Genomic DNA, 22,639 nt, shown 5'->3' with positions numbered 1-22,639 from the left:
CTCACCAGGAGGACCACACCCGATGGCACAGTCCGTGGGGATCAAGGACGTCGCCCGTGAGGCGGGGGTGTCCGTGGGCACGGTCTCGAACGTGATCAACCGGCCCGAGGCCGTGGCCGACGCGACGCGGGCCCGTGTCCAGGCCGCCATCGAGCGGCTCGGCTACGTCCGCAGCGAGTCGGCGCGCCAACTGCGCGCCGGGCGCAGCCGCATCATCGGCCTGCTCGTCCTCGACATGGGCAACCCGTTCTTCGTGGATGTAGCGCGCGGTGCCGAGCGTGCCGCGCGGGACACCGGGCTCGGCGTGATGGTCTGCAACAGCGCGCAGAGCCCGGCCGAAGAGGCCGACTACCTGTCGCTCTTCGCCGAGCAGCGGGTACGCGGAGTCCTCCTGACACCCGCCGAGGCGACCGGCCCCACCGTGGAGGCGTTCCGCCGGCACGACATCCCGTTCGTGCTGGTGGACCGGGTCGCCGAGGGCGCCACCGAATGCTCGGTGTCGGTCGACGACGTCAACGGCGGCGCGCTCGCCGTGCGCCACCTCATCGACGCGGGGCACCGCAGCATCGCCTACGTCAGCGGCCCGCGCACGCTCAACCAGGTGGAGGACCGCCGCCAAGGCGCCCTGCGTGCCCTGAAGGAAGCCGGCCTCCCCGCGTCCGTGCTGCGCGAACTCCCCACGGACCGCCTCGACGTGGCAGCGGGCCGCGACGCGGGCGCCCGCCTCCTCGGCCTCACCGAGCGCCCCACCGCCGTCTTCTGCGCCAACGACCTCCTCGCCCTCGGCGTCCTGCAGTCCCTCTACGCGGCCGGGGTCCGGGTGCCCGACGACATCGCGATCGTCGGCTACGACGACATCGAGTTCGCGGCGGCCGCCGCGGTCCCCCTCACCTCAGTGCGGCAACCCGCGGTCCACATGGGCGCCCTCGCCGCGGACCTCCTCCTGGAGGAGATCGAGGCGACGGACGACCCGGAGCGTGCGCACGAGCACCGACGGGTGGTGCTGCAACCGGAGTTGGTGGTGCGGGGATCGAGCTTGGGCGCGCGCTGAGCGTTCTGGTCTTCCGGTCCGGTCCGGTCCGGGCGTGGGTGCGTGCTGAGCCCCGGTCATGGCAGCCCGCACTTTGGACGAGAGCCCGCGGGGTCCGGGGCAGCGCCCCGAGACGTAGGCACCCGCCCCCGGTCAGTCCCGTTCGGCCCTACCCGGGGCGGGCTCCCGCCGCTACCGTGCCCCGGAACCGTAGCCAACAGCGCGTGGGGGAGGTCGCCATGCCGACCGGGGACCGTACGAAGGCGCCGTGGCTCCCGCCACGCTGGTTCATCCGCCTGGCCTGGTCGACGCACCGGGGTGCGTACCGCGCCTTCGGCGGCCGGATCGGACTGTGGAAGCCGCGCCCCGACAAGTGGGGCACCTTGCGGCTGACCACCATGGGCCGCCGTACGGGCCGCCCGCGCGGCGTCATCGTCGCTTACGTAGAGGACGGTCCACGTCTCGTCACGCTGGCGATGAACGGGTGGGGCGAGGGCGAGCCCGCCTGGTGGCTCAACCTCCGGGCACACCCCGAGGCGATGGTCCAGCTGGTCAGCGGGCGCCGGACGGTGCGGGCGCGCGCCGCGACGGGCGACGAGCGGGCGCACTTGTGGGACCGCTGGCGCGAGATCGAGAAGAACCTCGACGCGTACGAGGCGAAGCGGTCGTTCGAGACCACGGTGGTGGTCCTGGAGCCCCTGTCAGGACACCGGTCCCCGGACGCCCCGTAGCCGCGTGGCGAACTCCCGTGCCGCGACCAGATCCCCGTCGCCCGGCCGCTGCTTGTGGATGCCGCCGACGAGCTTGAAGGGCGCCCAGGTGTCGAACGCCCTGCACGAGAAGGTCCCGTCCACCGCGTATCCCTTGCCTTCGAGGAGGCGGACCAGCGGACGGGCGAATCGCGTCAGGGGCGTCTCGGGAAGCCCACTGGTGGCGAAGACGAAGGCCCGGCCCTGCCCCCGCCCGGCGGGCAGGGTCCGGGCGAAGTCCGTCAGGCGCGGGTGCAGCTTGGCGTAGAAGACACCGGAGCCGAAACCCACGAGGTCGGCATCCGCGAGCTCCGCGGGGTCGGCCTGCTCCGGGGTCACGACCTTCGCGCCCAGGACCTCGGCCATGGTGTCGGCGACACGACGCGTATTGCCGTGCGATACGGAGTGACACACGAGGACGGCGTTCATCTCCACGATCGATCCTTTCTCCGGCCTCCGAGGAGGGCCTCCATCGATGGCTTACACAGGTAGGACAGTTCAGGAGTGCCGGATGTGACACCGGTCGAACACCGAGGTGGGAAACTGGGCGGACGTACCATCCGCACCGCCGCACAGGAGTCGCATTGAGCGCCGCCAGCTACCGACAGGCCGGGGTCGTCCTGACCGACCGTCGGTTCTCCGTACCCCTGGATCATGACCTTCCCGACGGGGAGCGCATCGAGCTCTACGCGCGCGAGGCCGTCGCTCCGGGGCGCGCCCACGAGAAGCTGCCGTGGCTGCTCTACCTCCAGGGCGGCCCCGGCTTCGGCGCCAACCGCTTCTCCGGCCCGGCGGCCTGGCTCGGCCGCGCACTGAAGGACTACCGGGTCCTCCTCCTCGACCAGCGCGGCACCGGCGCCTCCGCCACCGTCAACCGCCAGACGCTTCCGCTGCGCGGCGACGCCGAGCAACAGGCGGCGTACGTAGGGCACTTCCGCTCCGACTCGATCGTGCGTGACTGCGAGTTCATCCGCCGGGAGGTCACCGGCGGCGCGCCCTGGACGATCCTCGGGCAGAGCTTCGGCGGCTTCTGCGCCGTCCGCTACCTGTCGTCCGCGCCGGAGGGCCTGGAGACCGCGATCATCACGGGAGGGCTGCCGACGCTCGACGGCCACGCGGACGACGTCTACCGGGCCGCGTACCCGCGCGTCGAGCGCAAGGTTCGTGCGCACTACGCCCGTTACCCGATGGACGTCGAGCGGGCGAAGGAGATCGCCGCGTACGTCCAGGAGCACGAGCCGGTCCTTCCGAACGGCTACCGCCTGACCGTCCCCGCCTTCCAGTCCCTCGGCATCTGGCTCGGCGCGGGCGACGGCAGCGACCGGCTGCACTACCTCCTCGAGGACGCGTTCGTGCGGACACCGGGCGGGCGTGAGCTGTCGGACGCGTTCTGCGAACAGGTCGCGGGCGCGCTGTCCTACCGCCCCCACCCGCTGTACGCCGTGCTGCACGAGGCGATCTACGCGCAGGGCGGCAGCCGGGCCACCGACTGGTCCGCGGAGCGCGTACGCGGTGAATTCCCGCAGTTCGACGGGGAGAAGGCCCTCGCGGGCGGCGGACCGCTGCTGTTCACCGGCGAGACGATCCACCCGTGGCAGTTCGACTGCGACCCGGCGCTGCGTCCACTGCGCGAGGTCGCGGAGCGGCTCGCGGCCCGCACCGACTGGGCGCCGCTGTACGACCCGACGCGGCTCGCCGCCAACGAGGTCCCGGCGGTCGCCGCCGTCTACCACGACGACATGTACGTCGACACGGAGCACGCGCTGCGCACGGCCCGGAGCATCCGCGGCCTTCGCCCCTGGGTGACGAACGAGTTCGAGCACGACGGACTGCGCGCGGGCGGCCCGCGCGTGCTCGACCGGCTGCTTGCGATGGCGCGGGGCATGGCATAAGAACCGCCCTGCGGCTCTTTGTGATGGCGCGGGGCATGGCGTAAGAGCGTGCCCTCGGTTCGGGCAGCGCCATAGGCTTACCGGCATGACCCTGCCCGAACCGAACACCCAAGCCCCGCTGCAGCCCATGCCGGAGGACTGGCAGCGCGCCCTGGCCGTCGTCGCCCACCCGGACGACCTGGAGTACGGCTGCTCCGCCGCCATCGCGGCCTGGACGGACGCGGGCCGCGAGGTCACCTACGTACTCGCCAGCCGGGGCGAGGCCGGCATCGACACCCTCGAACCCGCCAAGTGCGGCCCGCTGCGCGAGCAGGAGCAGCGGGCCAGTGCGGCCGTCGTCGGGGTGGAGACGGTCGAGTTCCTCGATCACCGCGACGGCGTCATCGAGTACGGCACGGCGCTGCGCCGCGACATCGCCGCCGCGATCCGCCGGCACCGGCCGGAACTCGTCATCACCCTCAACCACCGTGACACGTGGGGCGGCGTCGCCTGGAACACGCCCGACCACGTCGCCGTCGGCCGGGCCACGCTCGACGCGGCCGGCGACGCGGGCAACCGGTGGATCTTCCCCGAGCTGGCGGACGACGGGCTGGAGCCGTGGGGCGGGGTGCGGTGGGTGGCCGTCGCCGGTTCCGCACAGCCCACCCACGCCGTCGACGCGACGGCCGGGCTCGAGCGTTCCATCAGCTCCCTCCTCGAACACCGCACGTACATCGAGGTGTTGACGAGCGAGGACCCGGAGACGTATTGCCGGACCTTCCTCACCGGGAACGTGCAAGCGGCGGCGGAGCGGTTCGGCGGAAAGCCGGCGGTGCCGTTCGAGGTGTTCGGGCGGTAGGCCCCGCGTTCTCCGAGGGCACGTGGGCTGTGGGCTTGTGGGCACGTATGCGAATCCGGACACGGGATGTTCGACCCGAGGCAGGAGCGGTGACGGTGGCGGTGCGGGCGGTTCCACTGGTGTGCGGGCCGGTGGAATTCCGGGGTGCGCTGGACTTGGAGACCACGCGGGTGGGCGTGATGCCGCGCCGGTTGCCCGCTTGGACCATGGAGCAGTACCAGGACCCCTCGGTGTACGGGGCGACCCTGATGCCTTCGGGCGTGCGGCTGGTGTTCCGCACGGACGCGCGTGAGCTGGAGTTCGAGGTGCTCACCTCCACAGGGCAGCTCGAATCCGACCTCTATCCCCGCCCGACCGGGATGCTGGAGCTGGTGGTGGACGGCGTCCTGGCCGGACGTCGGAAGGCGCCGGTGGGCAACGTGCTGCGGATGGCGGGCCCGGGGGCCACGCAGAGGCTGATCCCGGGCGAGCCGGGGACCGTACGGTTCACCGGGCTGCCGGGCGGCATGAAGAACGTCGAACTGTGGCTGCCGCAGCAGACCCCCACGGAACTGGTGGCACTGCGCGCCGACGGAGAGGTGCTGGCGCCACTGCCTGATGGCCGCCGCCGGTGGGTGCACCACGGCAGTTCCATCAGCCACTGCATCGAGGCCGACGGCCCGACCGGCACCTGGCCGGTGGTGGCGGCCGCGCTCGGAGGAGTGGAGGTGATCAACCTCAGCCAGGCGGGCAACGCGCTGCTCGACCCGTACGTCGCCCGGACGATCCGCGACATGCCCGCCGACCTGATCAGCCTCAAGACGGGCATCAACATCGTGAGCCTGACCGCCTTCCGGTCGCGTACGTTCGGCCCGGCCGTGCACGGATTCCTGGACACGATCCGTGACGGGCACCCGGACACCCCGCTCCTGCTGATGTCCCCGGTGAGCTGCCCCGCACTCGAGGAGTCCCCCGGCCCGACCACGACGGGACCGGACGGGAAGATCACGGCCCTGGGCGACCCGGGAGAGGTGGCCACCGGGGCGTTGACACTGACCGTGGTCCGCGCCGAACTGGCCCGGATCGTGGCGGCCCGCAAGGCACACGACCCCCACCTCCACTATCTCGACGGCCGTGAACTGCTCGGCCCGGACGAGGTGTCCGACCTGGCCGACGGCCTTCACCCCACAGCTTCCGCATACCGCCGGATGGGCAAGCGCTTCGCCGCCCACGTCTTCGCGGACGACGGCCCCTTCGGCTGACCGCGGCTGGTCCGGCGGTCGGGCGCCGCTCGACATGAGCGACGCCGAGGCGCCTTCAACGCCGGACGCGTCGCTTCAGCGCCGCAGACGGAGCGCGGAGACGAGGAAGAAGACGCCGCCGAGGAAGGCGTATCCGGCCAGGTTGGTCAGCGAAGCCCCGTCCTTCGCCGCCTGGGCGATGAAGGAGGCCCCGGCGAGCGCGGAGATGCCGCCGCTGACGATCATCGGCCACTGCCCACCCATGCCGCGCCGCAGGACACCGACGGTCAGCTGGGCGAACCCCGCGGTGATGGCCCAGGCGCCCCACACGCGCAGCACGGCCGGGATGCCTGAGGAGACGGCCAGGATCAGTCCCACCGTGGTCAGGACGCTGAGCGCGATGTTCGCGTAAAGGCCGCGCACCGGCCCGCGGTTGGCCCTGGCGGAGCGGACGTCGACGATCGCGCAGGCCACGTCGAACAAGGGATAGAGCACCAGCAGTGTTTTGCCCAGCGGGCCCAGGGCGCCGGCGCTCGTGAACAGCAGTCCGGCCCATACGGTGGCGAACGCGAAGCGGAGAAGGTACAGACGTCGCAGTGCCGCGACGGGGTTCGCCGCGGGGGCGGGTGCGGAGACGACGGTTTCCATGAGGATCCCTTTCGGAGGGCGGAGGAGGAGCGGAGGAGGAGGCGTGCCGCGCCGGAGTTCTCGACGCGCTTTGAGGCCCGACACTCGACCGAGGGAGAACGTTCGGTCTCTTTCTGTTTCCCATCTAAAGCCGTCCGCGCCCCGCCGTCAAGACCGAACGTTCTCCCTCGCATGCCTGGTACCGTTGGCGCCATGAGTGCGAGCACGGCAGGCGGCAGGACGTCCGAGGCGCGGGCGCGGCTGCTGTCCACGGCGACCCGCATCTTCTACACCGAGGGGATCCACTCCGTCGGTGTGGACCGGATCATCGAAGAGGCCCAGGTCACCCGGGCCACGCTGTACCGGCACTTCAAGGGCAAGGAAGAGCTCGTCGTCGCCTACCTGCAGCAGGCCGATCAAGGCATCCGGGGTCAGGTCGAGGCCGTCCGCGAGCAGGAGCTCCCGGCCGCCGATACAGTCCGCGCCGTCGCCCGCACGATCACCGACGGCATTCGGTCCTCGGGCTTTCGCGGCTGCGCCTTCCTGAACGCGGCGGCCGAATACCCCGCCCCGACCCACCCGGTCCACCAGGCCGTGCTGGCGCATCGGCAATGGTTCCTGGAAACCACCGTCGAGCTGCTCGGTCAGGCCGGCTGCACGCCCGCGGACGAGGCGGGCCGGCACTTCGTGATGCTCCGGGACGGCGCCATGGCCGCCGGCTGCCTCTTCGACCCCGCGCTGATCTCCGAGACGTTCCTGTACGGGGTGGAAGGCATCCTGCGCGCGGAATGAGTTCGAGGTCGAGGCGTGCCGAGCCCCGCTGAGTGCGGATCGCTCCGCGTGGGGGTGTCGGTTCCCTCGCGGTCGGAGCGGCTATCGTGTCGGCATGTCAGCCGAGTTGATCCGTATCGTCTCCCGTTCGTCGCCGATGGCGCTGGCCCAGGTGGAGCGTGTTCGCGCCGAACTCGCCGTGCTGCACCCCGAGATCCGGACCGAGGTCGTGCCCGTCACGACCAGCGGCGACAAGTGGATGGGCGACCTGTCGAAGCTCGGCGGCAAGGGTGCCTTCACCAAGGAGGTCGACCGGGCGCTGCTCGACGGGCAGGCCGACCTCGCCGTGCACTGCCTCAAGGACATCCCGGCCGACCGGCCGCTGCCCGAGGGCTGCACCTTCGGCGCGTACCTGAAGCGGGACGACGTACGGGACGCGCTGATCGACCCGGCGGGCCGTACCCTCGACGAGCTGCCCGAGGGCACCCGCGTCGGTACGTCATCCGTCCGCCGCGTCGCCCAACTCGCCGCGTCCCACCCGCACGTGGAATGCGTCCCGATGCGCGGCAACGCCAACCGCCGCATGGAGAAGATGGCGGCGGGCGACGCGGACGTCCTCCTGCTCGCGCTGTCGGGACTCGAGCGGATCAACCGCACCGACGTCATCACGGAGGTCCTCTCGCCGGAGGTGATCTGCCCGCCGATCGGCGCGGGGATCCTGGCGTTGCAGTGCCGCGAGGGCGACGACTCGACGCTGGAGGCGGTGACCGGCCTCGGCGACCGCGACACCTGGCGCGAGGCGACCGCCGAGCGCATGTTCCTGCATGTCTTGCAGGGTCACTGCAACTCGCCGATCGCCGGCTACGCCCGCGCCGAACGCTCCGGCGACCTGTCGCTGCGGGGCTGTGTGTTCACCCCCGACGGCAAGCGGGTGCTCAACGCGCAGGAGTGGGCGGGCCCGTTGGACCCGGCGACGCTGGGAATGTCGGTGGCGGTGGCGCTGCTGCGCCAGGGCGCACGGGAACTGATCGACGGGATCCCGCACTGAGGGCATCATGCCTGACGCCTGACCGGCGGGCCCCCTTGATCGCGTAATCTTCGGCACGGGTGTTCGGGCATCGTGTCGCCGTCCGTCGCACCCGGGCGCCCCATCCGCATCGGGCGCCCGACGAGCGATCAGGAGGACGACCGGTGATCAGTGCGACCGCAGTCGGGGGAGTGGCCCTGATCGAGCTGGGCATGGCCCTCACACCGGGACCGAACATGATCCACCTCGCCTCCCGCGCGATCACCCAAGGGCGCAGGGCGGGCCTGGTCAGCCTCAGTGGGACCGCCGTGGGATTCGTGGCCTACCTGCTGGCAGCGGCCGCCGGCCTGTCCGCACTGTTCGCCGCCGTGCCGGTGGCGTTCCTGGTGGTCAAGCTGGCCGGGGCCGTCTACCTGGCCTACCTCGCCTGGAGCATGCTCAAGCCCGGCGGCCGCTCGCCGTTCGCCCCGGCCGGCGACCTGCAGCCGGTCTCCGATGCCCGGCTGTTCTCCATGGGGCTGTTGACCAACCTGCTCAACCCCAAGATCGCGCTCATGTACGCCGCGCTGCTGCCCCAGTTCCTCGACCCGCACGCGGGGCCTGCCTGGGGGCAGTTGCTCCAACTCGGCGGCGTACAGATCCTCGTGGGGATCACCGTGAACGCCCTGATCATGCTCGGCGCCGCCCGGGTATCGGGGTTCCTGGCCGCCCGTCCCCGCGCCATGGCCGTCCAACGCTTCACGGCGGGCGGCCTGCTCGGCATCTTCGCGGTGCGTACCGCGCTGTCCCGTACGCCTGTATCGGGCTGAGCCACGACCGCCGATGTCGCGCGGTCAGTGGGCGAGGCGGGGGAAGAGCGCTTCGGCGTTGTCGCGGTCGATGGCCTCGGCCTGGCCGGGCGTGAAGTCGGGGTACGAGGTCAGATACCTGTTGTAGTACGTGCCGGCGTCCTGGGGAGCGAAGGGCCAGTCGCTCCCGTAGAGGACGTGGCCGCGTTCGGCGAAGGCCAGCAAGGCGGGCAGGGCGCTGGGGCTCGCGGACAGTGCGGTGTCGAAGTAGAACCGCTTGAGGTCGCGCAGGACGTCCTCTGCCGTGCGGCCCGGGTCGACGACGGCCGAGGCCAGCCCGGTGAACCGGTAGGCGGCGTAGGGGAGGAAGCCGCCGCCGTGGGAGAGGATCACGCGCATGTTCGGGTAACGGCTCATGACGCCGTTGAGCACCAGGTTGAGGGCGGTGCGGGTGGTGTCGAAGACGTAATCCGCGAGGGGGGCGGGGGTGCCCGGCAGCAGTGGCATCGGCGGCTGGGCGGGGTGGATGAAGACGCTGGCCGCGCGGCGGTCGAGTTCAGCCCACAGCGGCTCGAAGTCCGGGTCGCCGAGGTAGCGGCCGTGGGTGTTGGACATCAGTACCACGCCGTCGGCATGCAGGGTGTCGAGTGCGTGGACGGCCTCCGTCACGGCGGCGTCGACGTCGGGCAGCGGGACGCTCGCGAAGTGGCCGAAGCGGTCGGGGTGGTCCTTGACGACCTCGGCGCCGTATTCGTTGACGGCGCGCGCGAGGTCACGGGCGGCCGCGTCGCTGTCGAGGTGCACGCCGGGTGCGGTGACCGACAGCACGCCAGTGGCGATTCCCTGCTGGTCCATCATCGCGATGGCGCTTTCCGGGCTCCAGGACGGGATGGCCCAGCCGCCCGAGTCCAGGCCGCGTGAGTCGAGGGCCCGGGCCCAGACGGGCGGGACGATGTGCTGGTGGACGTCGATGCGGGCAGGAAGGTCCATGGCACTTAGCTCCCTATTGGTTAGCGTGCTAACGAATGCATTTAGTAAGCTAACGGTCATGGCTGACGTGAGCAAACGCGCAGGTGAGGAGCGGCGGGGCGCCGACGGCGACGAGGGTGGTGTGGAGGAGCTGGCGCGCGCCGCTGATCAGCTCTTCTACGCCATGCGCCGATCGCGGGCCGCTTCTGTCGGCCGGTCCGAGGCCGGGCTGTCCCTGGCGCAGGTGGCGATGCTGGAACCGCTGGTGGAAGACGTTCGAGGGGAAGGGGCGTCGGTCGGGGGGCTCGCCGCCGGGGCCGAGGTCAGCGTCCCCACCGCCACTCGAATGCTCAAACAGCTCGAGGCTGACGGGGTGGTCACGCGGAGGCGTTCCGAACACGACGAGCGGCAGGTGCTGATCCGTCTCACCGAGGATGGCGCCGACCGGCTTGCCGCCATGCGCGCCGAGCTGAGGGCGCGTCAGTCCCAGGTCCTGGCACACTTCACGCCAGAAGAGCGCCACGCGCTCGCCGCGCAGCTCCAGCGGCTTGCCGGCGTCATCAGCGACACCGCATCGCGTTCGGCCGGAGGTAAGGCTGCGCAGGGGTGACGGGTGGGGCGTATCGATCCCCGTCACCACTCCGGCCGCTGTTCCTAGGGCGTTTGCGTACGGGCTCGGGTCGTTCCCTGCTTTGCCTCGGCGGGAAGCCGGACGGCGGCCGCGCAGGCGATGAGCAAGAGGATCGCAAGCGCCGTCAGTGTCACGCCCATCGACGCCACGAAGTCGGCGCCGCCCGCGAGCAGCGTCGTCGCCGTCGCCACGCCGAGTGTCGGGCCCACGTTCATCGCCGTCTGCTGGAGGCCGCCCGCCACGCCGGCCGTGCCGAGGGCGGCCCGGCGGACGAGGGACTCCGTCGCCGCGACCATCACCGTGCCGAAACCCGTGCCCATCGCGAACGCGCAGGCCCCGATGGCCAGTTGGGTCGCCGACGTGTCGAGGCGACCGAAGCCGAACACCCCCGCCGCCAGGAGCAGCATCCCGGCCGACGTCGTCGCCCGGCTCCCGAAGCGGCGCAGCAGTACCGGGGTGAGCGGCGCCGCGAGCACCATGCACAGCGCGGCGGGCAGCATGTGCAGCGCCGTGCCGAGCGGGTCGAGGCCGAGTACATCCTGAAGGAAGTACGTGGCCACGAACAGCGTGCCGAACAGCGCCGCCGAAGCCGTCAACAGGATGCCGAGCGCGGGCGCGACCGCCGGGGACGCGAGCAGCGCGGGGGACAACAGTGGGTCCGGCACGCGGCGTTCGTGTACGACGAAGGCGACCGCCACCGTCCCCGCTCCGGCCGCGAGCAGCACCGTGCCCGCCGACCACCCCGCTCCCGGGAGCGCGGCCAGCGCCGCCACCAGGCAGCCGAGCGCCGCCGCGAGCAGCAGCGCACCGCCCGGATCGAGCCCGACGGCGCGCGTTCCGGTCACCGGCGCCCGGTCCCGTACTGCCAGGACGAGCACCGCGATCGCCACCGCGGGCAGCACGCCCAGGAAGAACACCGAACGCCAGCCCAGATGCGCCGTGAGTACCCCGCCGACCAGCGGGCCCGCGGCAGCGGCGACACCGATCGCGCTGGTGCGCAACGCGATCGGCGTACCGAGCGAATCGGCGGCGTAGGCGGCCCGCAGCATGCCGAGCGTCGCCGGCTGAAGCAACGCGCCGCACACTCCCTGGAGGACGCGCAGGGCGATCACCCACCGGATGTCCGGCGCGACACCGATCCCGGCGGAGGCCGCCGCGAACCCGAGCATCCCGTATCCGAAGAGCCGCGTGTGCCCGTAGCGGTCGCCGAGCCGTCCGGCGAACACCAGCAGGCTCGCCACCGCGATCAGATAGCCGGTGCTGGTCCACTGGACCTGCGTGAGGGAGGCGTCGAGGTCGTCCTGGAGCGCGGGCTGGGCGACGGTCAGGACCGTGCCGTCGAGCGCGACGAGGACCGCGCCGACGACGCTGCCCGCGAGTGTGATGCGCCGACGCGTGAGGTCGTTCATCGGGGCGCCGGGCCCAAGTGGGCGTCGAGCACCGAGGTCAGTAGAGGCTCGATGTCCTCTGCGGTGACGGCCAGTTGGAGGCTGCCCCAGCCCCACAGTTGGGCGACCCCGTGCAGGTTCGCCCACAACGCGCCTGCCACGAGGGCGGGTTCCGCGTCCGGGCGCGCTGCCGAGACTCGGTCGGCGAGCACCTTGAACAGCGGAAGGCTCGTCTCGCGCAGCCCCAACTCGCCACTCTCCAAGAGGTCGTGGCGGAACATCAGCTCGTACATGCCGCGGTGTCGCGCCGCGAAGTCGAGATAGGTGCGCGCCAGGGCGGCGACCTGGGTGCGTGGGTCCTGCCCGGCGTCGGCGAGTGCCCGCGTTGCGTGTTCGCCGAGGTCCGCGAAGCCGCGTCGGGCGATCGCCGACAGCAGCTCCAGGTGGGTGGGGAAGTAGCGGCGGGGCGCGCCGTGCGAGACTCCCGCCCGCCGCGCGATCTCGCGCAGTGACAACGCGGCCGCGCCCTCCGCGTCGACGAGTGCCACGCCGGTGTCGATGAGGTGCTCGCTGAGGCTGCCGCCCGTGGTGCCGTTCGTCTGCATGGACACTGTCTACCCGATGGAGGTAGACAGTGTCTACGGTGTTGTCGACGTTACCGGCGTCCGTCATGTCTTCAGCGCATCAGCAGTGCGACCGCGGTCCTCATCCGGTCCACGTAGAAGTCCCGTGTCGCGGCCTGGTGCTTGAGGCCGATGGAGGCGCTGATCAGTGTCCGGGCGATGGGGGTGGCGGTCTTCCGTGCCGATTCGAGGGCGATCGCGTTGGTGATCAGGACCTCGAAGCGCCGTGGCGCGGTGTCGACGATCTCGCCGAGGAGGCCGGGGTTGTCCTCGATGACCACCGTGATGTCGCCCGACAGCGGGCCGATGTACCGACCGGCCCACCGGTCCAACGCGTCCACGAGGCGCGCGGCGAGGGGGCGGCCGGCGTCCGCCAGGATGTGTTCGATCGCGCTGATGTCCTGATCGAGCGTCTGGGTGACCGCGGCGCGGAACAGGGTCTCCTTCGAGGAGAAGAGGAAGTAGAGGCCGGGCCGGGAGATGTGCGCGGCCCGTGCCACCTCCTCCATCGAGGTCTTCCGGTATCCGAATCGCGCGAACGTGGCCATGGCGGAGTCCAGGACCAGGGTGCGCCGGTCGGCGTCGGGGCTGCTCATGGGGCGAGCGTAGGCGACGGATTACGTACTATACAAATAATGTTCAGTGCGTATAGTCGGCCGCATGGATGCCCACGCCCTCATCACCACGCCCTTCACCGCCTCCAGCACCGCGGACGAGGTGCTTCGCGGTGTCGACCTCGACGGTCTCCGTGCAGTCGTGACGGGGGCGTCCTCCGGGCTCGGGGCCGAGACGGCGCGGGCGCTGGCAGCCGCCGGCGCGGACGTGACGCTCGCCGTCCGCGACACGGCCGCGGGTGAGGCCGTCGCTGAGAAAGTCGAGAAGTCGACCGCCGGGACTCGGCCGCGGGTCGTCCGGCTCGACCTCGCCGACGGGGCCTCCGTCGCACGCTTCGCCGACACCTGGGACGGCCCGCTCCATCTGCTGATCAACAACGCAGGCGTCGTCACTGGCGGCCTCGAACGCACCCGTGAGGGCTGGGAGTTGCAGTTCGCGACGAACCACCTCGGCCACTTCGCGCTCGCCACCGGGCTGCACGGCGCATTGGCGCGGGGCGCGGCCGACCGCGACGGAGCACGGATCGTCGCGGTCAGTTCCACGGCCCACATGCGTGCCGGTGTCGACTTCGACGACCTTCACTTCGAGCGTCGTGCGTACGACCCGCAGCTCGCCTACGCCCAGTCCAAGACGGCGAACGCGCTCTTCGCCGTCGAGGCGACCCGCCTCTGGGCAGCGGACGGCATCGTGGCCAACGCGGTGAACCCAGGGGGTGTCGCGACGGGGCTCCAGCGGAACTTCACACCCCAACAGAAGGCGTCGCTCGACGCGGCCGAGGCCGCCGGTACCTTCACGTACAAGACCGTCGAGCAGGGGGCCGCCACCAGCGTCGTCGCGGCCGTCGCCCCGCAGTTCGCCCGCACGGGAGGCCACTACCTCGACGACGGGCAAGAGGCGTACACCGTGCCGAACGACGCCGAACTCGTGCGGCACCCGCACGGCGTCAAGGAGTGGGCGCTCGATCCCGCGACCGCCGAGCGGCTTTGGGCCGTCTCGACCGGTCTGCTCCGCCGGGGCGTGTCTCGTCGATGACGTAGGCGTCCGTGAGTTGAGCGTGCAGGTGTCTTCAGGATGCTGCTTCCCGCCGCTACCCTGCGCGGATGATCGACACGACCGACACCCGGATCCCCGAAGGGGACGAGCGGCGGATGCGCCTCGACGTCGAGAAGGGCGGCGTCGGTGTGCTCACGCTGTGCCGTCCGGCCAAGCTCAACGCCTGGAGCTGGGAGTCCAGTCGGCAGCTGGGCATCATGGCCGACCGGATCCGGTTCGACGAGCGGATACGTGCGGTGCTGCTGCGCGCCGAGGGGCGGGCCTTCTGTGCGGGGATCGATGTGACCGCGCCCGGCGGCGGCATCGAGGGGGAGAGCGGTTCCGCGCGGCATCGGGCGTACTACGAGGGCATCCGGTGGGTGCACGAGCGGTTCGCCGCGTTCGCGCGGCTGCCGCAGCCCGTGGTCGCCGCCGTGCAGGGGTACTGCCTCGGTTTCGGGTTCGAGCTGGCGCTCATGGCGGATGTGCGGATCGCGGCCGACGACGCCGTGTTCGCCCTGCCGGAGGCGCAGTTGGGGGTCGCCGTCGACGCGGGCGGGGACCTGCGGATCGCGCGTGAGGCGGGGGCCGGGTGGGCGAAGTTCCTCGCGCTCACCGGGCGGCGGATCGACGCGGAGACCGCCCACCGGCTCAACCTGCTCCAACAGGTGGTACCTGTCGTCGAGTTGGAGCGTGCCTCACGCGACGTGGCCGCCGAGATCGCCGGCAACGCGCCGCTCGCCGTGCAGTCCGTCAAGCGCGACATCGACGCGTACGCCGACGCGGGGCTCGACGCCGCGCTCGACCGGGTCGCCATGAGCGCGGCGCTGACGCTCACCTCCGAGGACGCGACCGAGGGGTTCACGGCGAAGGCGCGGCGCAGGCCGCCGGAATACCGGGGCGCGTGAGACGTTCGCAACGGTGTCGGCGGACCACGTCGACGCCGTAGCGTCCGTCCCCCGACCGAAAGGTGACCATGACCACCGCACCCTTCGCCCCGCGCACCCTCCTCACCGAGAGCCGGCTCGGCGTCCTCGCCACACTCAAGGCCGACGGCCGGCCGCAGCTCTCGCCGGTGCAGCCGTTCTACGACCCCGGCACCGAGACGTTGTACGTGTCGATGACCGAGGGCCGCGCCAAGACCGCCAATCTGCGCCGCGACCCCCGCGCCGCACTGGAGGTGACAGCCCCGGACGGCCGGGCCTGGGCCACCGCCGAAGGCACCGTGAAGCTCGTCGGACCGGGCACCGACCCCAAGGGGCCGGAGGTCGAGGCGCTCGTCGAGTACTACCGCAAGGCCGCGGGCGAGCACCCGGACTGGGACGAGTACCGGTCGGTGATGGTGTCCGACCGCCGGGTGCTCATGGTGATGGACGTGGACCACGTGTACGGGCAGCGGATCGGCTGATGTCCCGGTTCACGGATCGGCTGATGTCCTGGTTCAAGGATCGGTTGATGTTCGGGCTCACGGTGCGAACGGGCCGCGCCCCAACTGCTCACGCACCGGCGTCACCGGTTCGTTGACCAGAGCGCGCCGCTGCCAGTTCGCGCCGTCCACCACAAGCGTGTGGCCGCTGATGAAACGGGCGTAAGGGGAGGCGAGGAACGTCGCCGCCCAGCCCAACTCCCGTGGCGCGCCCACCCGGAGAGCGGGCTGGCGGGCGGCGGGGTCCTCGGCGCGGTCGAGGTTGTCGCGGATGTCGGGTGTCATGTCCTCGTGCGGCATGAGGCCCGGCACCAGGCCGTTGACCTGGATGCCGTACGGCCCCCACTCCACGGAGAGGGTTTCCACCAGGTTCTTCACGCCTGCCTTCGCCGCCGAACTGTGCGCGTAGCCGGGCCCGCCCGTCCACGCGTACGACGCGCCGACGGCGATCATCGAGCCCGGCGTGCCCGCGGCCAGGTGACGGCGCCCGAACTCGCGGGTCATGAAGTACGTGCCGTTGAGCGTGATGTCGACGACCGTGCGCCAGCCGTTCGGTGACAACTCCTCTGCCGGGGCGGGGAAGTTGGCGGCCGCGTTGTTCACCAGGACGTCCGGGATCCTGCCGTGCGCCGCGAGGGCCGCGTCGAAGACCTCCGTGATCCGGGCCGCGTCCCGGATGTCACAGGTCGCCGCCGTGATCAACCCCGCTCCCTCGATCGCCTGCAACTCCTCGCGCGCGGGCGCCAGATGCTCCGCCTTCCGGCTGACGATCATCACGTCGGCCCCGAGCCGCACGAACTCCGCCGCCACGGCCCGCCCGAGCCCGGTCCCACCTCCGGACACCAGCACGACCCGGCCGTCGTACGTGTCCGGGGGCAGCGCGGACGCGCCGAGTGGGGGAGGGGCGGGGAGGCCGCGCGGGGCGGGCGAGGAGTGCGTCATGGCGCACATGGATACCTCCTGAACGCTCAACCTTCCATGGCTTGGCGGCTGTTGGGTGCAGGCGGGCCCGGGAATCCCGGCCCGCACGAACCCCGTATTTGCCGCGCCTATCGTTTTTCGATAGATTTCCATCGCGATTCAATGGAAAGGTCAGGGTGGGTCATGGGGAAGTGGACTGTGCGTGCGCTGCGCGCCGTGCTCGCGGTGGTTCTCGCGGGCACCGTGTTCGTCCAGGTGCTGATGGTGTGGGTGTTGGTCAGCGGGAGCGATCCGGAGGACGGCACGATGCCGCTGACCGCGCTGCGCGTGATCGCGATCCTGGGAATGGTCGCGGCTCAGGTCGCCCTGGTCTGCGTATGGCGGCTCGTGTCGATGGTGCGGCGCGGAACCGTGTTCTCCCACGCCGCCTTCCGGTACGTGGACGGGGTGATCGGCGCGATCGTGGCGGTCGGCGTGCTGTGGTTCGTCGTCACGGGTGTCAACGCGCCCGGCCAGTCGGACGATCCGGGCGTCACCCTCATCATGGGCGGGATCGGCCTGGCCATCCTCGGTGTCGCGCTCATCGTGCTCGTGCTGCGGATGCTGCTCGCCCAGGCGGTCGCGCGCGACGTCGAGGCGACGGAGCTGCGGGCCGAGCTGGACGAGGTGATCTGATGCCGATCGTCGTCGACGTCGACGTGATGCTCGCCAAGCGGAAGATGTCCGTCGGCGAGCTGGCCGAACGCGTGGGGATCACCCCAGCCAATCTCGCGGTTCTGAAGAACGGCCGCGCCAAGGCGGTCCGCTTCACGACCCTCGCCGCGCTCTGCGACGTACTCGAATGTCAGCCCGGTGACCTGCTGCGGTGGGAGGCGGAGGGCGCCGCGGGCGCATGAGGCGCCCCGGCACCCGCCCGTCACGCCCCCACGGTCTCCCGCCGCGCGCGTGCCACCGCCCGCTCGCCTTCCGGTGAGAACACCCCGGCCCTGCGCCGCGCCACCTCCTGCTCCAGGTCCGCCTGGAGCAGTTGCGCGTGGAGCGTGACACCCGCCCGGTAGCCCGCGCTCGCCGCGTTGACGACCTGTTCCGCGGGGCCGGTCGCGTTCCCCACGGCCCATGCGCCCGGCACGCTGGTCAGGCCTGTCGGATCCACCTCGACGAACGGGCCCATCGGGGTCTCCTTGGTCCGGGCCCCGAGCGCGCTCAGTAGGGAGTCGCGCGGCACCATCACCGTCGGGACGACCACCACCGACCGCGGGAACACCCGACCGCCTTCGAGGCGCACCCCGGTCAGCCGGTCGTCCGTCACCTCGATGCCCTCGACCCTGCCGCTCACCACGCTCACCCCGGCCGCCGCGAGGGTCTGCCAGTGCTCGTCCGGGAGGTCGTCCTCGTCCGTGCCGTTCAGGAACAGCGTCACGTCCGGGGAGAGGCCGCTGAACAGGACGGCCTGGTGGATGCCCGTCGCCTTGCGGTAGAGGACGGCGATGGGCTGGTCCCGCACCTCGTAGCCGTGGCAGAACGGGCAGTGGATCACGTCGTCGCCCCAGCGTTCGGCGAGGCCGGGGATGTCCGGGAGCTCGTCCACCAGGCCGGTGGCGATGACGAGGCGTCGCGCGTGCACCTGGCCGCCGTCCGCGAGGGTCACCTCGAACTCACCCGAACCGTCGGCCTCGGCCGCCGTCACCCGGTCCCGTACCAGCTCGACGCCGTACTCGGCGATCTCCCGCCGCACCTCGGCCAGGAACTCGGCCGGCGGCATGCCGTCCCGCGACGGGAAGCCGTGCATGTGCGCGGCCGGCGCGTTGCGCGGGTCGCCCGCGTCGACCACGAGGACCGAGCGGCGCGAGCGGCCCAGGATCAGCGCGGCCGTCAGGCCCGCCGTCCCGCCGCCGACGACCACGACGTCGTACGCGTGTCGCTTGATCCCTGCCGGAGTCTGAACCTGCATCGTGACCACCTCGCACTCGAAAACTGCTGTGTTCCCGAAGGTGCATCCACTCCTGCCGTATTGACAAACAAGCTTGCTGAAACTGCAATGGATTCATGAATCGGCAAGGTCACCAGAACCATGAACATGAGGGCGAGCAGTCCGACGCGGGCATGGAGGCCGTCCTGTCCGGCGTCGGGCCCAGGCTGCGCGCGCTGCGCAAGGACCGTGGCGCCACCCTGTCCGGGCTCTCCGAGACCACCGGAATCTCCGTGAGCACGCTCTCCCGCCTGGAGTCGGGCCTGCGCAAGCCCAGCCTCGAGCTGCTGCTGCCCATCGCCCGCGCGCACAAGGTCCCCCTCGACGAGCTGGTCGGCGCGCCGCCCGTGGAGGATCCGAGGGTGCAGGCCAAGCCGATCGTCCGCGGCGGGCGCACGCTCATCCCGCTGACGCGCAAGCCGGGCGGCCTCCAGGCGTACAAGGTGATCGAGCCGAAGCGTCGGATGGAGAACCCGGAACAGAAGTCGCACGAGGGCTACGAGTGGATGTACATGCTCTCCGGGAAGCTGCGGCTGCTGCTCGGCGAGCACGACGTGATCCTGGAGCCGGGGGAGGCCGTCGAGTTCGACACCCGCGTGCCGCACTGGTTCGGGTCGACGGGGGAGGGGCCCGCCGAGTTCCTGATCCTGTTCGGGCCGCAGGGCGAGCGCATGCACGTACGGGCGCGGCCCGCGCGCAGACCGGCCGACGAAGACTGAAGCCGCGCGGGCGAAGACTGACCCCCACGGGGCATTCACAGATCGGCAAGCGACCGCTTAGTATGCGGCCGAACCCGGTTTGACGAAGCAGTCCCGTGGAGGCTCCGCATGCAGGCATGGCAAGTGCACGAGAACGGCGAGCCGAGCGAGGTGATGCGCCTCGAAGAGGTGGAGCGTCCCGAGCCCGGTGCGGGGCAGGTTCTGCTCAAGGTGCGCGCCGCCAACATCAACTTCCCGGACGCCCTGCTCTGCAAGGGGCAGTACCAGGTCACGCCGCCGCTGCCGTTCACGCCGGGCGTCGAGATCTGCGGCGAGACCGAGGACGGGCGCCGCGTCATCGCCAACCCCGTGCTGCCGCGCGGCGGCCTCGCCGAGTACACGGTCGCCGACGCGAAGTCCCTGCTGCCCGCGCCCGATTCGCTCGACGACGCCGAGGTCGCCGCCCTGCACGTCGGCTACCAGACCGGCTGGTTCGGCCTGCACCAGCGCGCCCACCTCCAGGCCGGCGAGACGCTGCTCGTGCACGCCGCCGCGGGCGGGGTCGGCAGCGCCGCCGTACAGCTCGGCAAGGCGGCGGGCGCCCGGGTCATCGGCGTCGTCGGCGGCCCTGCGAAGGCGAAGGTCGCGGCCGAACTGGGCTGCGACGTCGTGATCGATCGGCGCTCCGAGGACGTCATCGCCGCCGTGAAGGAGGTCACCGGAGGCCGCGGCGCCGACGTGATCTACGACCCGGTCGGCGGCGACGCCTACAAGCAGTCCACGAAGGTCGTCGCCTTCGAGGGCCGCATCCTGGTCATCGGCTTCGCGTCCGGCGTCATCCCGACCGCGGCGCTCAACCACGCGCTGGTGAAGAACTACTCCATCGTCGGGCTGCACTGGGGCCTGTACGCCACCAAGAACCCGGGGCTCATCCCGCACTGCCACCAGAAGCTCACCGAGCTGGCCGCGAGCGGCGCCATCAAGCCCCTCGTCAGCGAGCGCGTCGACCTGAGCGACGCCGCGTCCGCCGTGCAGCGCGTCGCCGACGGCATCACGACGGGCCGCGTCGTGGTGGTGCCGGGCCTGAACGCCCGTCAGCAGGAAGGAGCCGCCGCATGAGCGTCGACGCCACCCAACTCCGGCAGAACACACGGGAGTTCCTGGCCGCACACCCGCCCGCGACCACGCCGCGCGAGGACTTCCTCAGCGCCCGCTTCGACGCCGGGCTCGCCTGGGTGCACTACCCCGAGGGCCTCGGCGGGCTCGACGCGCCGCGCGCCCTGCAAGCCGTCGTCGAGGCCGAGATGACGGCCGCGGACGCGCCCGACAATCATCCGCGGCGCAACGGCATCGGGCTCGGCATGGCCGCCCCCACCATCCTGCGCTACGGCACCGAAGACCAGAAGCGGCGCTTCCTCAAGCCGCTCTGGGTCGGCGAGGAGATCTGGTGCCAGCTGTTCAGCGAGCCCGGCGCGGGATCCGACCTCGCCGCGCTCGGTACCCGCGCCGTCCGTGACGGCGACACCTGGGTCGTCAACGGCCAGAAGGTGTGGACGTCCGGCGCCCACAACGCCCGCTTCGCGATCCTCGTCACCCGCACCGACCCGGACGTGCCCAAGCACAAGGGCATGACGTACTTCGTGTGCGACATGACCGATCCCGGCGTCGAGGTCAGGCCGCTGCGCCAGATCACCGGCGAGGCCGAGTTCAACGAGGTGTTCCTCTCCGACGTCCGGATCCCCGACGCCCACCGGCTCGGCGAGGTCGGCGACGGCTGGCGGGTCGCCCAGACCACCCTCAACAACGAGCGCGTCTCCATCGGCGGCATGCGCGTCCCGCGCGAGGGCGGCCTTGTGGGCCTCGTCGCCAAGACCTGGCGCGAGCGCCCCGAACTGCGCACCCACGACCTGCACCAGCGCCTCGTGAAGCTGTGGGTCGAGTCCGAGGTCGCGCGCCTCGCGTCGGAACGCCTGCGCCAGCAGCTCGTCGCCGGGCACCCCGGCCCCGAGGGCGCGGGCATGAAGCTCGGCTTCGCCCGCCTCAACCAGGAGATCAGCGGCCTGGAGGTCGAACTCCTCGGCGAAGAGGGGCTGTTGTACGACGACTGGACCCTGCGGCGCCCCGAGATCGTCGACTTCGCGGGCCGCGAGGCCGGTTACCGGTACCTGCGCGCCAAGGGGAACAGCATCGAGGGCGGGACGAGCGAGATCCTGCTGAACATCGTCGCCGAGCGCGTCCTGGGCCTGCCGTCCGAGCCGCGCACCGACAAGGACGTCGCCTGGAAGGATCTCGCCAAGTGAGCACCCACAGCACCGAACCGGACCTCCTCTACTCCGAGGAGGAGGAAGCGCTCCGCTCGGCGGTCCGCGACCTGCTCACCGACCACTGCGACGCAACCGAGGTCCTCGCCCGCGTCGACACGGACGCGCCGCACGACCGCGCACTATGGAAGAACCTCGCCGAGACGATGGGCCTGGCCGGCCTCCTCGTCCCGGAGGACAAGGGCGGCCAGGGCGCCTCGCACCGCGAAGCGGCCGTCGTCCTGGAGGAGTTGGGGCGCGCCGTCGCCCCCGTGCCGTACCTGACCAGCGCCGTCATCGCCACGGAGGCGCTGCTCGCCTGCGAGGGCGACGAGGCGGCAACCGTCCTTGCCGCGCTTGCCTCCGGCCGTTCCATTGGTGTGCTCACCGTGCCGCTGTCGGCCACGTCCGGGCAGGACTTCAAGGACGTACGAGAGGAGGGCGGGGCGCTGACCGGGCGCATCACCGGCGTCGCGGACGCGGCCGCCGCCGATGTGTTCCTGGTGCCCACCGCGAGCGGCCTGTTCGCCGTCGACGCGGGCGCCGAGGGGGTCACCGTCGAGCCGCAGACCCCGCTGGACCGTACGCGCCCGCTGGCCGCCGTGACGTTCGCGGGGGCCGCCGGACGGAAGCTGACCGACAGTGCGGCGACGGCGGTGCGGCGCGCGCTGCGGGCCGGCGCCGGGCTGCTGGTGTCCGAGCAACTGGGGCTCGCCGACTGGCTGTTGACGGAGACCGTGCGCTACACGAAGGAGCGCAACCAGTTCAACCGGCCCGTCGGTTCCTTCCAGGCGCTCAAGCACCGCCTCGCCCAGCTGTGGCTGGAGACGGTCAACACACGGGCCGCCGCCCGCAACGCGGCCGACGCGCTCGCGACCGGCAGCGAGGACGCGGACATCGCGGTCGCCGTGGCTCAGGCGTACGCGGCGCCCGTCGCGGTGCACGCCGCCGAGGAGGCGCTCCAGCTGCACGGCGGCATCGGCATGACGTGGGAGCACCCGATCCACCTGTACCTCAAGCGCGCCAAGGCGGACTCGATCGCGCTCGGCACGGCGGGGCGGCACCGGGAGGAGTTGGCCGAACTGGTCGATCTGCGGGCTCCCTGACGGCAGGCGCCGCGCACAC

Annotated in this window: 26 protein-coding genes; 18 read left to right on the top strand and 8 right to left on the bottom strand. The window is 71.5% G+C overall.

Going from position 1 to position 22,639, the window contains the following annotated elements; all coding sequences use genetic code 11:
• The first annotated feature begins 22 nt into the window (after positions 1-22).
• Both ABT004_RS19100 and ABT004_RS19095 read left to right on the top strand, forming a co-directional pair.
• Positions 23-1,051 (top strand): LacI family DNA-binding transcriptional regulator, encoded by a 1,029-nt coding sequence (locus ABT004_RS19100; protein WP_351338099.1) that lies wholly within the window; start codon positions 23-25, stop codon positions 1,049-1,051.
• 218 nt (positions 1,052-1,269) lie between these two features.
• Entirely contained in the window at positions 1,270-1,761 is a 492-nt protein-coding gene (locus ABT004_RS19095) for a nitroreductase/quinone reductase family protein (protein WP_351338096.1), read from the top strand.
• On the opposite strand, the gene ABT004_RS19090 is transcribed toward ABT004_RS19095, so the two are convergent.
• On the bottom strand, positions 1,732-2,208 hold the full coding sequence (locus ABT004_RS19090) for a flavodoxin family protein (RefSeq protein WP_351338129.1): 477 nt from the start codon (positions 2,206-2,208) through the stop codon (positions 1,732-1,734). The two genes, ABT004_RS19095 and ABT004_RS19090, sit on opposite strands and share 30 nt — an antisense overlap.
• 155 nt (positions 2,209-2,363) lie before the next feature.
• Here ABT004_RS19090 and ABT004_RS19085 point away from each other — a divergent pair, with 155 nt between their 5' ends.
• The 3 genes from ABT004_RS19085 to ABT004_RS19075 all read left to right on the top strand — a co-directional run bounded on the left by ABT004_RS19085 (position 2,364) and on the right by ABT004_RS19075 (position 5,750).
• A complete protein-coding gene (locus ABT004_RS19085; RefSeq protein WP_351338093.1) occupies positions 2,364-3,671 on the top strand; it encodes an alpha/beta fold hydrolase in 1,308 nt (435 codons plus the stop codon).
• Positions 3,672-3,756: 85 nt separating this feature from the next.
• Complete coding sequence (locus ABT004_RS19080; RefSeq protein ID WP_351338091.1) at positions 3,757-4,509, top strand: PIG-L deacetylase family protein; 753 nt, start codon at positions 3,757-3,759, stop codon at positions 4,507-4,509.
• Positions 4,510-4,556: 47 nt separating this feature from the next.
• A complete protein-coding gene (locus tag ABT004_RS19075; protein WP_451187229.1) occupies positions 4,557-5,750 on the top strand; it encodes a GDSL-type esterase/lipase family protein in 1,194 nt (397 codons plus the stop codon).
• 75 nt (positions 5,751-5,825) lie between these two features.
• Here the strand turns inward: ABT004_RS19075 and ABT004_RS19070 are convergent, their stop codons facing one another.
• Positions 5,826-6,377: a hypothetical protein gene (locus ABT004_RS19070; protein WP_351338089.1), complete on the bottom strand. Its 552-nt coding sequence runs from the start codon at positions 6,375-6,377 to the stop codon at positions 5,826-5,828.
• A 192-nt stretch (positions 6,378-6,569) separates the two neighbouring features.
• Here ABT004_RS19070 and ABT004_RS19065 point away from each other — a divergent pair, with 192 nt between their 5' ends.
• The 3 genes from ABT004_RS19065 to ABT004_RS19055 all read left to right on the top strand — a co-directional run bounded on the left by ABT004_RS19065 (position 6,570) and on the right by ABT004_RS19055 (position 8,963).
• On the top strand, positions 6,570-7,148 hold the full coding sequence (locus ABT004_RS19065; RefSeq protein ID WP_351338086.1) for a TetR/AcrR family transcriptional regulator: 579 nt from the start codon (positions 6,570-6,572) through the stop codon (positions 7,146-7,148).
• 94 nt (positions 7,149-7,242) lie between these two features.
• A complete protein-coding gene (gene hemC / locus ABT004_RS19060) occupies positions 7,243-8,175 on the top strand; it encodes a hydroxymethylbilane synthase (RefSeq protein WP_351338084.1) in 933 nt (310 codons plus the stop codon).
• Positions 8,176-8,318: 143 nt separating this feature from the next.
• The gene (locus ABT004_RS19055) at positions 8,319-8,963 is read left to right on the top strand and encodes a LysE family translocator (RefSeq protein WP_351338081.1); all 645 of its coding nucleotides are present in this window, start codon (positions 8,319-8,321) and stop codon (positions 8,961-8,963) included.
• A gap of 24 nt (positions 8,964-8,987) precedes the next feature.
• On the opposite strand, the gene ABT004_RS19050 is transcribed toward ABT004_RS19055, so the two are convergent.
• Positions 8,988-9,932: an amidohydrolase family protein gene (locus tag ABT004_RS19050; protein ID WP_351338079.1), complete on the bottom strand. Its 945-nt coding sequence runs from the start codon at positions 9,930-9,932 to the stop codon at positions 8,988-8,990.
• 58 nt (positions 9,933-9,990) lie between these two features.
• Here ABT004_RS19050 and ABT004_RS19045 point away from each other — a divergent pair, with 58 nt between their 5' ends.
• A complete protein-coding gene (locus ABT004_RS19045; RefSeq protein WP_351338076.1) occupies positions 9,991-10,521 on the top strand; it encodes a MarR family winged helix-turn-helix transcriptional regulator in 531 nt (176 codons plus the stop codon).
• A gap of 44 nt (positions 10,522-10,565) precedes the next feature.
• Here the strand turns inward: ABT004_RS19045 and ABT004_RS19040 are convergent, their stop codons facing one another.
• From ABT004_RS19040 to ABT004_RS19030, 3 genes are all read right to left on the bottom strand, one after another.
• Positions 10,566-11,951 (bottom strand): MFS transporter, encoded by a 1,386-nt coding sequence (locus ABT004_RS19040; RefSeq protein WP_351338075.1) that lies wholly within the window; start codon positions 11,949-11,951, stop codon positions 10,566-10,568.
• A complete protein-coding gene (locus ABT004_RS19035; RefSeq protein ID WP_351338073.1) occupies positions 11,948-12,535 on the bottom strand; it encodes a TetR/AcrR family transcriptional regulator in 588 nt (195 codons plus the stop codon). The genes ABT004_RS19040 and ABT004_RS19035 overlap by 4 nt, the downstream gene beginning before the upstream one ends.
• A gap of 71 nt (positions 12,536-12,606) precedes the next feature.
• A complete protein-coding gene (locus ABT004_RS19030) occupies positions 12,607-13,149 on the bottom strand; it encodes a TetR/AcrR family transcriptional regulator (protein ID WP_351338072.1) in 543 nt (180 codons plus the stop codon).
• Between the two features lie 64 nt (positions 13,150-13,213).
• Here ABT004_RS19030 and ABT004_RS19025 point away from each other — a divergent pair, with 64 nt between their 5' ends.
• The 3 genes from ABT004_RS19025 (at position 13,214) to ABT004_RS19015 (ending at position 15,608) form a co-directional block, all read left to right on the top strand.
• A complete protein-coding gene (locus ABT004_RS19025) occupies positions 13,214-14,200 on the top strand; it encodes an SDR family NAD(P)-dependent oxidoreductase (RefSeq protein WP_351338071.1) in 987 nt (328 codons plus the stop codon).
• A gap of 68 nt (positions 14,201-14,268) precedes the next feature.
• Positions 14,269-15,108 (top strand): enoyl-CoA hydratase/isomerase family protein, encoded by an 840-nt coding sequence (locus ABT004_RS19020; RefSeq protein ID WP_351338068.1) that lies wholly within the window; start codon positions 14,269-14,271, stop codon positions 15,106-15,108.
• Between the two features lie 68 nt (positions 15,109-15,176).
• Entirely contained in the window at positions 15,177-15,608 is a 432-nt protein-coding gene (locus ABT004_RS19015; RefSeq protein ID WP_351338065.1) for a PPOX class F420-dependent oxidoreductase, read from the top strand.
• Between the two features lie 57 nt (positions 15,609-15,665).
• Here ABT004_RS19015 and ABT004_RS19010 read toward each other — a convergent pair whose 3' ends face one another.
• On the bottom strand, positions 15,666-16,577 hold the full coding sequence (locus tag ABT004_RS19010) for an SDR family oxidoreductase (protein ID WP_351338062.1): 912 nt from the start codon (positions 16,575-16,577) through the stop codon (positions 15,666-15,668).
• A 153-nt stretch (positions 16,578-16,730) separates the two neighbouring features.
• On the opposite strand from ABT004_RS19010, the gene ABT004_RS19005 reads away from it, so the two are divergent.
• Both ABT004_RS19005 and ABT004_RS19000 read left to right on the top strand, forming a co-directional pair.
• On the top strand, positions 16,731-17,222 hold the full coding sequence (locus ABT004_RS19005) for a DUF2975 domain-containing protein (RefSeq protein WP_351338059.1): 492 nt from the start codon (positions 16,731-16,733) through the stop codon (positions 17,220-17,222).
• On the top strand, positions 17,222-17,443 hold the full coding sequence (locus ABT004_RS19000) for a helix-turn-helix domain-containing protein (protein ID WP_351338056.1): 222 nt from the start codon (positions 17,222-17,224) through the stop codon (positions 17,441-17,443). The genes ABT004_RS19005 and ABT004_RS19000 overlap by 1 nt, the downstream gene beginning before the upstream one ends.
• A 20-nt stretch (positions 17,444-17,463) precedes the next feature.
• Here the strand turns inward: ABT004_RS19000 and ABT004_RS18995 are convergent, their stop codons facing one another.
• The gene (locus ABT004_RS18995) at positions 17,464-18,498 is read right to left on the bottom strand and encodes an NAD(P)/FAD-dependent oxidoreductase (RefSeq protein WP_351338055.1); all 1,035 of its coding nucleotides are present in this window, start codon (positions 18,496-18,498) and stop codon (positions 17,464-17,466) included.
• Positions 18,499-18,650: 152 nt separating this feature from the next.
• On the opposite strand from ABT004_RS18995, the gene ABT004_RS18990 reads away from it, so the two are divergent.
• From ABT004_RS18990 to ABT004_RS18975, 4 genes are all read left to right on the top strand, one after another.
• Entirely contained in the window at positions 18,651-19,235 is a 585-nt protein-coding gene (locus tag ABT004_RS18990) for a helix-turn-helix domain-containing protein (protein WP_351338124.1), read from the top strand.
• Between the two features lie 108 nt (positions 19,236-19,343).
• Positions 19,344-20,333, top strand: coding sequence for an NADPH:quinone oxidoreductase family protein (locus tag ABT004_RS18985; RefSeq protein ID WP_351338053.1), 990 nt, complete (start codon positions 19,344-19,346; stop codon positions 20,331-20,333).
• Entirely contained in the window at positions 20,330-21,514 is a 1,185-nt protein-coding gene (locus ABT004_RS18980; RefSeq protein ID WP_351338050.1) for an acyl-CoA dehydrogenase family protein, read from the top strand. The genes ABT004_RS18985 and ABT004_RS18980 overlap by 4 nt, the downstream gene beginning before the upstream one ends.
• Positions 21,511-22,620: an acyl-CoA dehydrogenase family protein gene (locus ABT004_RS18975; protein WP_351338048.1), complete on the top strand. Its 1,110-nt coding sequence runs from the start codon at positions 21,511-21,513 to the stop codon at positions 22,618-22,620. Before ABT004_RS18980 ends, ABT004_RS18975 begins: the two co-directional genes overlap by 4 nt.
• Positions 22,621-22,639 lie beyond the last annotated feature (19 nt).

The sequence above is a fragment of the Streptomyces sp. NPDC002790 genome, assembly GCF_040295505.1.
Classification (GTDB): Bacteria; Actinomycetota; Actinomycetes; order Streptomycetales; family Streptomycetaceae; genus Streptomyces.
Note: the sequence above shows the minus strand (reverse complement) of the source record. Positions and strands in the feature narration are given on the sequence as shown.

Coding starts and splice junctions, on each gene's coding strand:
- ABT004_RS19095 (WP_351338096.1), top strand. CDS start 1,270: ATGCCGACCGGGGACCGTACGAAGGCGCCGTGGCTCCCGCCACGCTGG.
- ABT004_RS19025 (WP_351338071.1), top strand. CDS start 13,214: ATGGATGCCCACGCCCTCATCACCACGCCCTTCACCGCCTCCAGCACC.
- ABT004_RS19090 (WP_351338129.1), bottom strand. CDS start 2,208: ATGAACGCCGTCCTCGTGTGTCACTCCGTATCGCACGGCAATACGCGT.
- ABT004_RS19020 (WP_351338068.1), top strand. CDS start 14,269: ATGATCGACACGACCGACACCCGGATCCCCGAAGGGGACGAGCGGCGG.
- ABT004_RS19075 (WP_451187229.1), top strand. CDS start 4,557: ATGCGAATCCGGACACGGGATGTTCGACCCGAGGCAGGAGCGGTGACG.
- ABT004_RS19000 (WP_351338056.1), top strand. CDS start 17,222: ATGCCGATCGTCGTCGACGTCGACGTGATGCTCGCCAAGCGGAAGATG.
- ABT004_RS19005 (WP_351338059.1), top strand. CDS start 16,731: ATGGGGAAGTGGACTGTGCGTGCGCTGCGCGCCGTGCTCGCGGTGGTT.
- ABT004_RS19100 (WP_351338099.1), top strand. CDS start 23: ATGGCACAGTCCGTGGGGATCAAGGACGTCGCCCGTGAGGCGGGGGTG.
- ABT004_RS18980 (WP_351338050.1), top strand. CDS start 20,330: ATGAGCGTCGACGCCACCCAACTCCGGCAGAACACACGGGAGTTCCTG.
- ABT004_RS19045 (WP_351338076.1), top strand. CDS start 9,991: ATGGCTGACGTGAGCAAACGCGCAGGTGAGGAGCGGCGGGGCGCCGAC.
- ABT004_RS19010 (WP_351338062.1), bottom strand. CDS start 16,577: ATGTGCGCCATGACGCACTCCTCGCCCGCCCCGCGCGGCCTCCCCGCC.
- ABT004_RS19035 (WP_351338073.1), bottom strand. CDS start 12,535: ATGCAGACGAACGGCACCACGGGCGGCAGCCTCAGCGAGCACCTCATC.
- ABT004_RS19070 (WP_351338089.1), bottom strand. CDS start 6,377: ATGGAAACCGTCGTCTCCGCACCCGCCCCCGCGGCGAACCCCGTCGCG.
- ABT004_RS19065 (WP_351338086.1), top strand. CDS start 6,570: ATGAGTGCGAGCACGGCAGGCGGCAGGACGTCCGAGGCGCGGGCGCGG.
- hemC (WP_351338084.1), top strand. CDS start 7,243: ATGTCAGCCGAGTTGATCCGTATCGTCTCCCGTTCGTCGCCGATGGCG.
- ABT004_RS19050 (WP_351338079.1), bottom strand. CDS start 9,932: ATGGACCTTCCTGCCCGCATCGACGTCCACCAGCACATCGTCCCGCCC.
- ABT004_RS18990 (WP_351338124.1), top strand. CDS start 18,651: ATGGAGGCCGTCCTGTCCGGCGTCGGGCCCAGGCTGCGCGCGCTGCGC.
- ABT004_RS19030 (WP_351338072.1), bottom strand. CDS start 13,149: ATGAGCAGCCCCGACGCCGACCGGCGCACCCTGGTCCTGGACTCCGCC.
- ABT004_RS18985 (WP_351338053.1), top strand. CDS start 19,344: ATGCAGGCATGGCAAGTGCACGAGAACGGCGAGCCGAGCGAGGTGATG.
- ABT004_RS19040 (WP_351338075.1), bottom strand. CDS start 11,951: ATGAACGACCTCACGCGTCGGCGCATCACACTCGCGGGCAGCGTCGTC.
- ABT004_RS18995 (WP_351338055.1), bottom strand. CDS start 18,498: ATGCAGGTTCAGACTCCGGCAGGGATCAAGCGACACGCGTACGACGTC.
- ABT004_RS19015 (WP_351338065.1), top strand. CDS start 15,177: ATGACCACCGCACCCTTCGCCCCGCGCACCCTCCTCACCGAGAGCCGG.
- ABT004_RS19080 (WP_351338091.1), top strand. CDS start 3,757: ATGACCCTGCCCGAACCGAACACCCAAGCCCCGCTGCAGCCCATGCCG.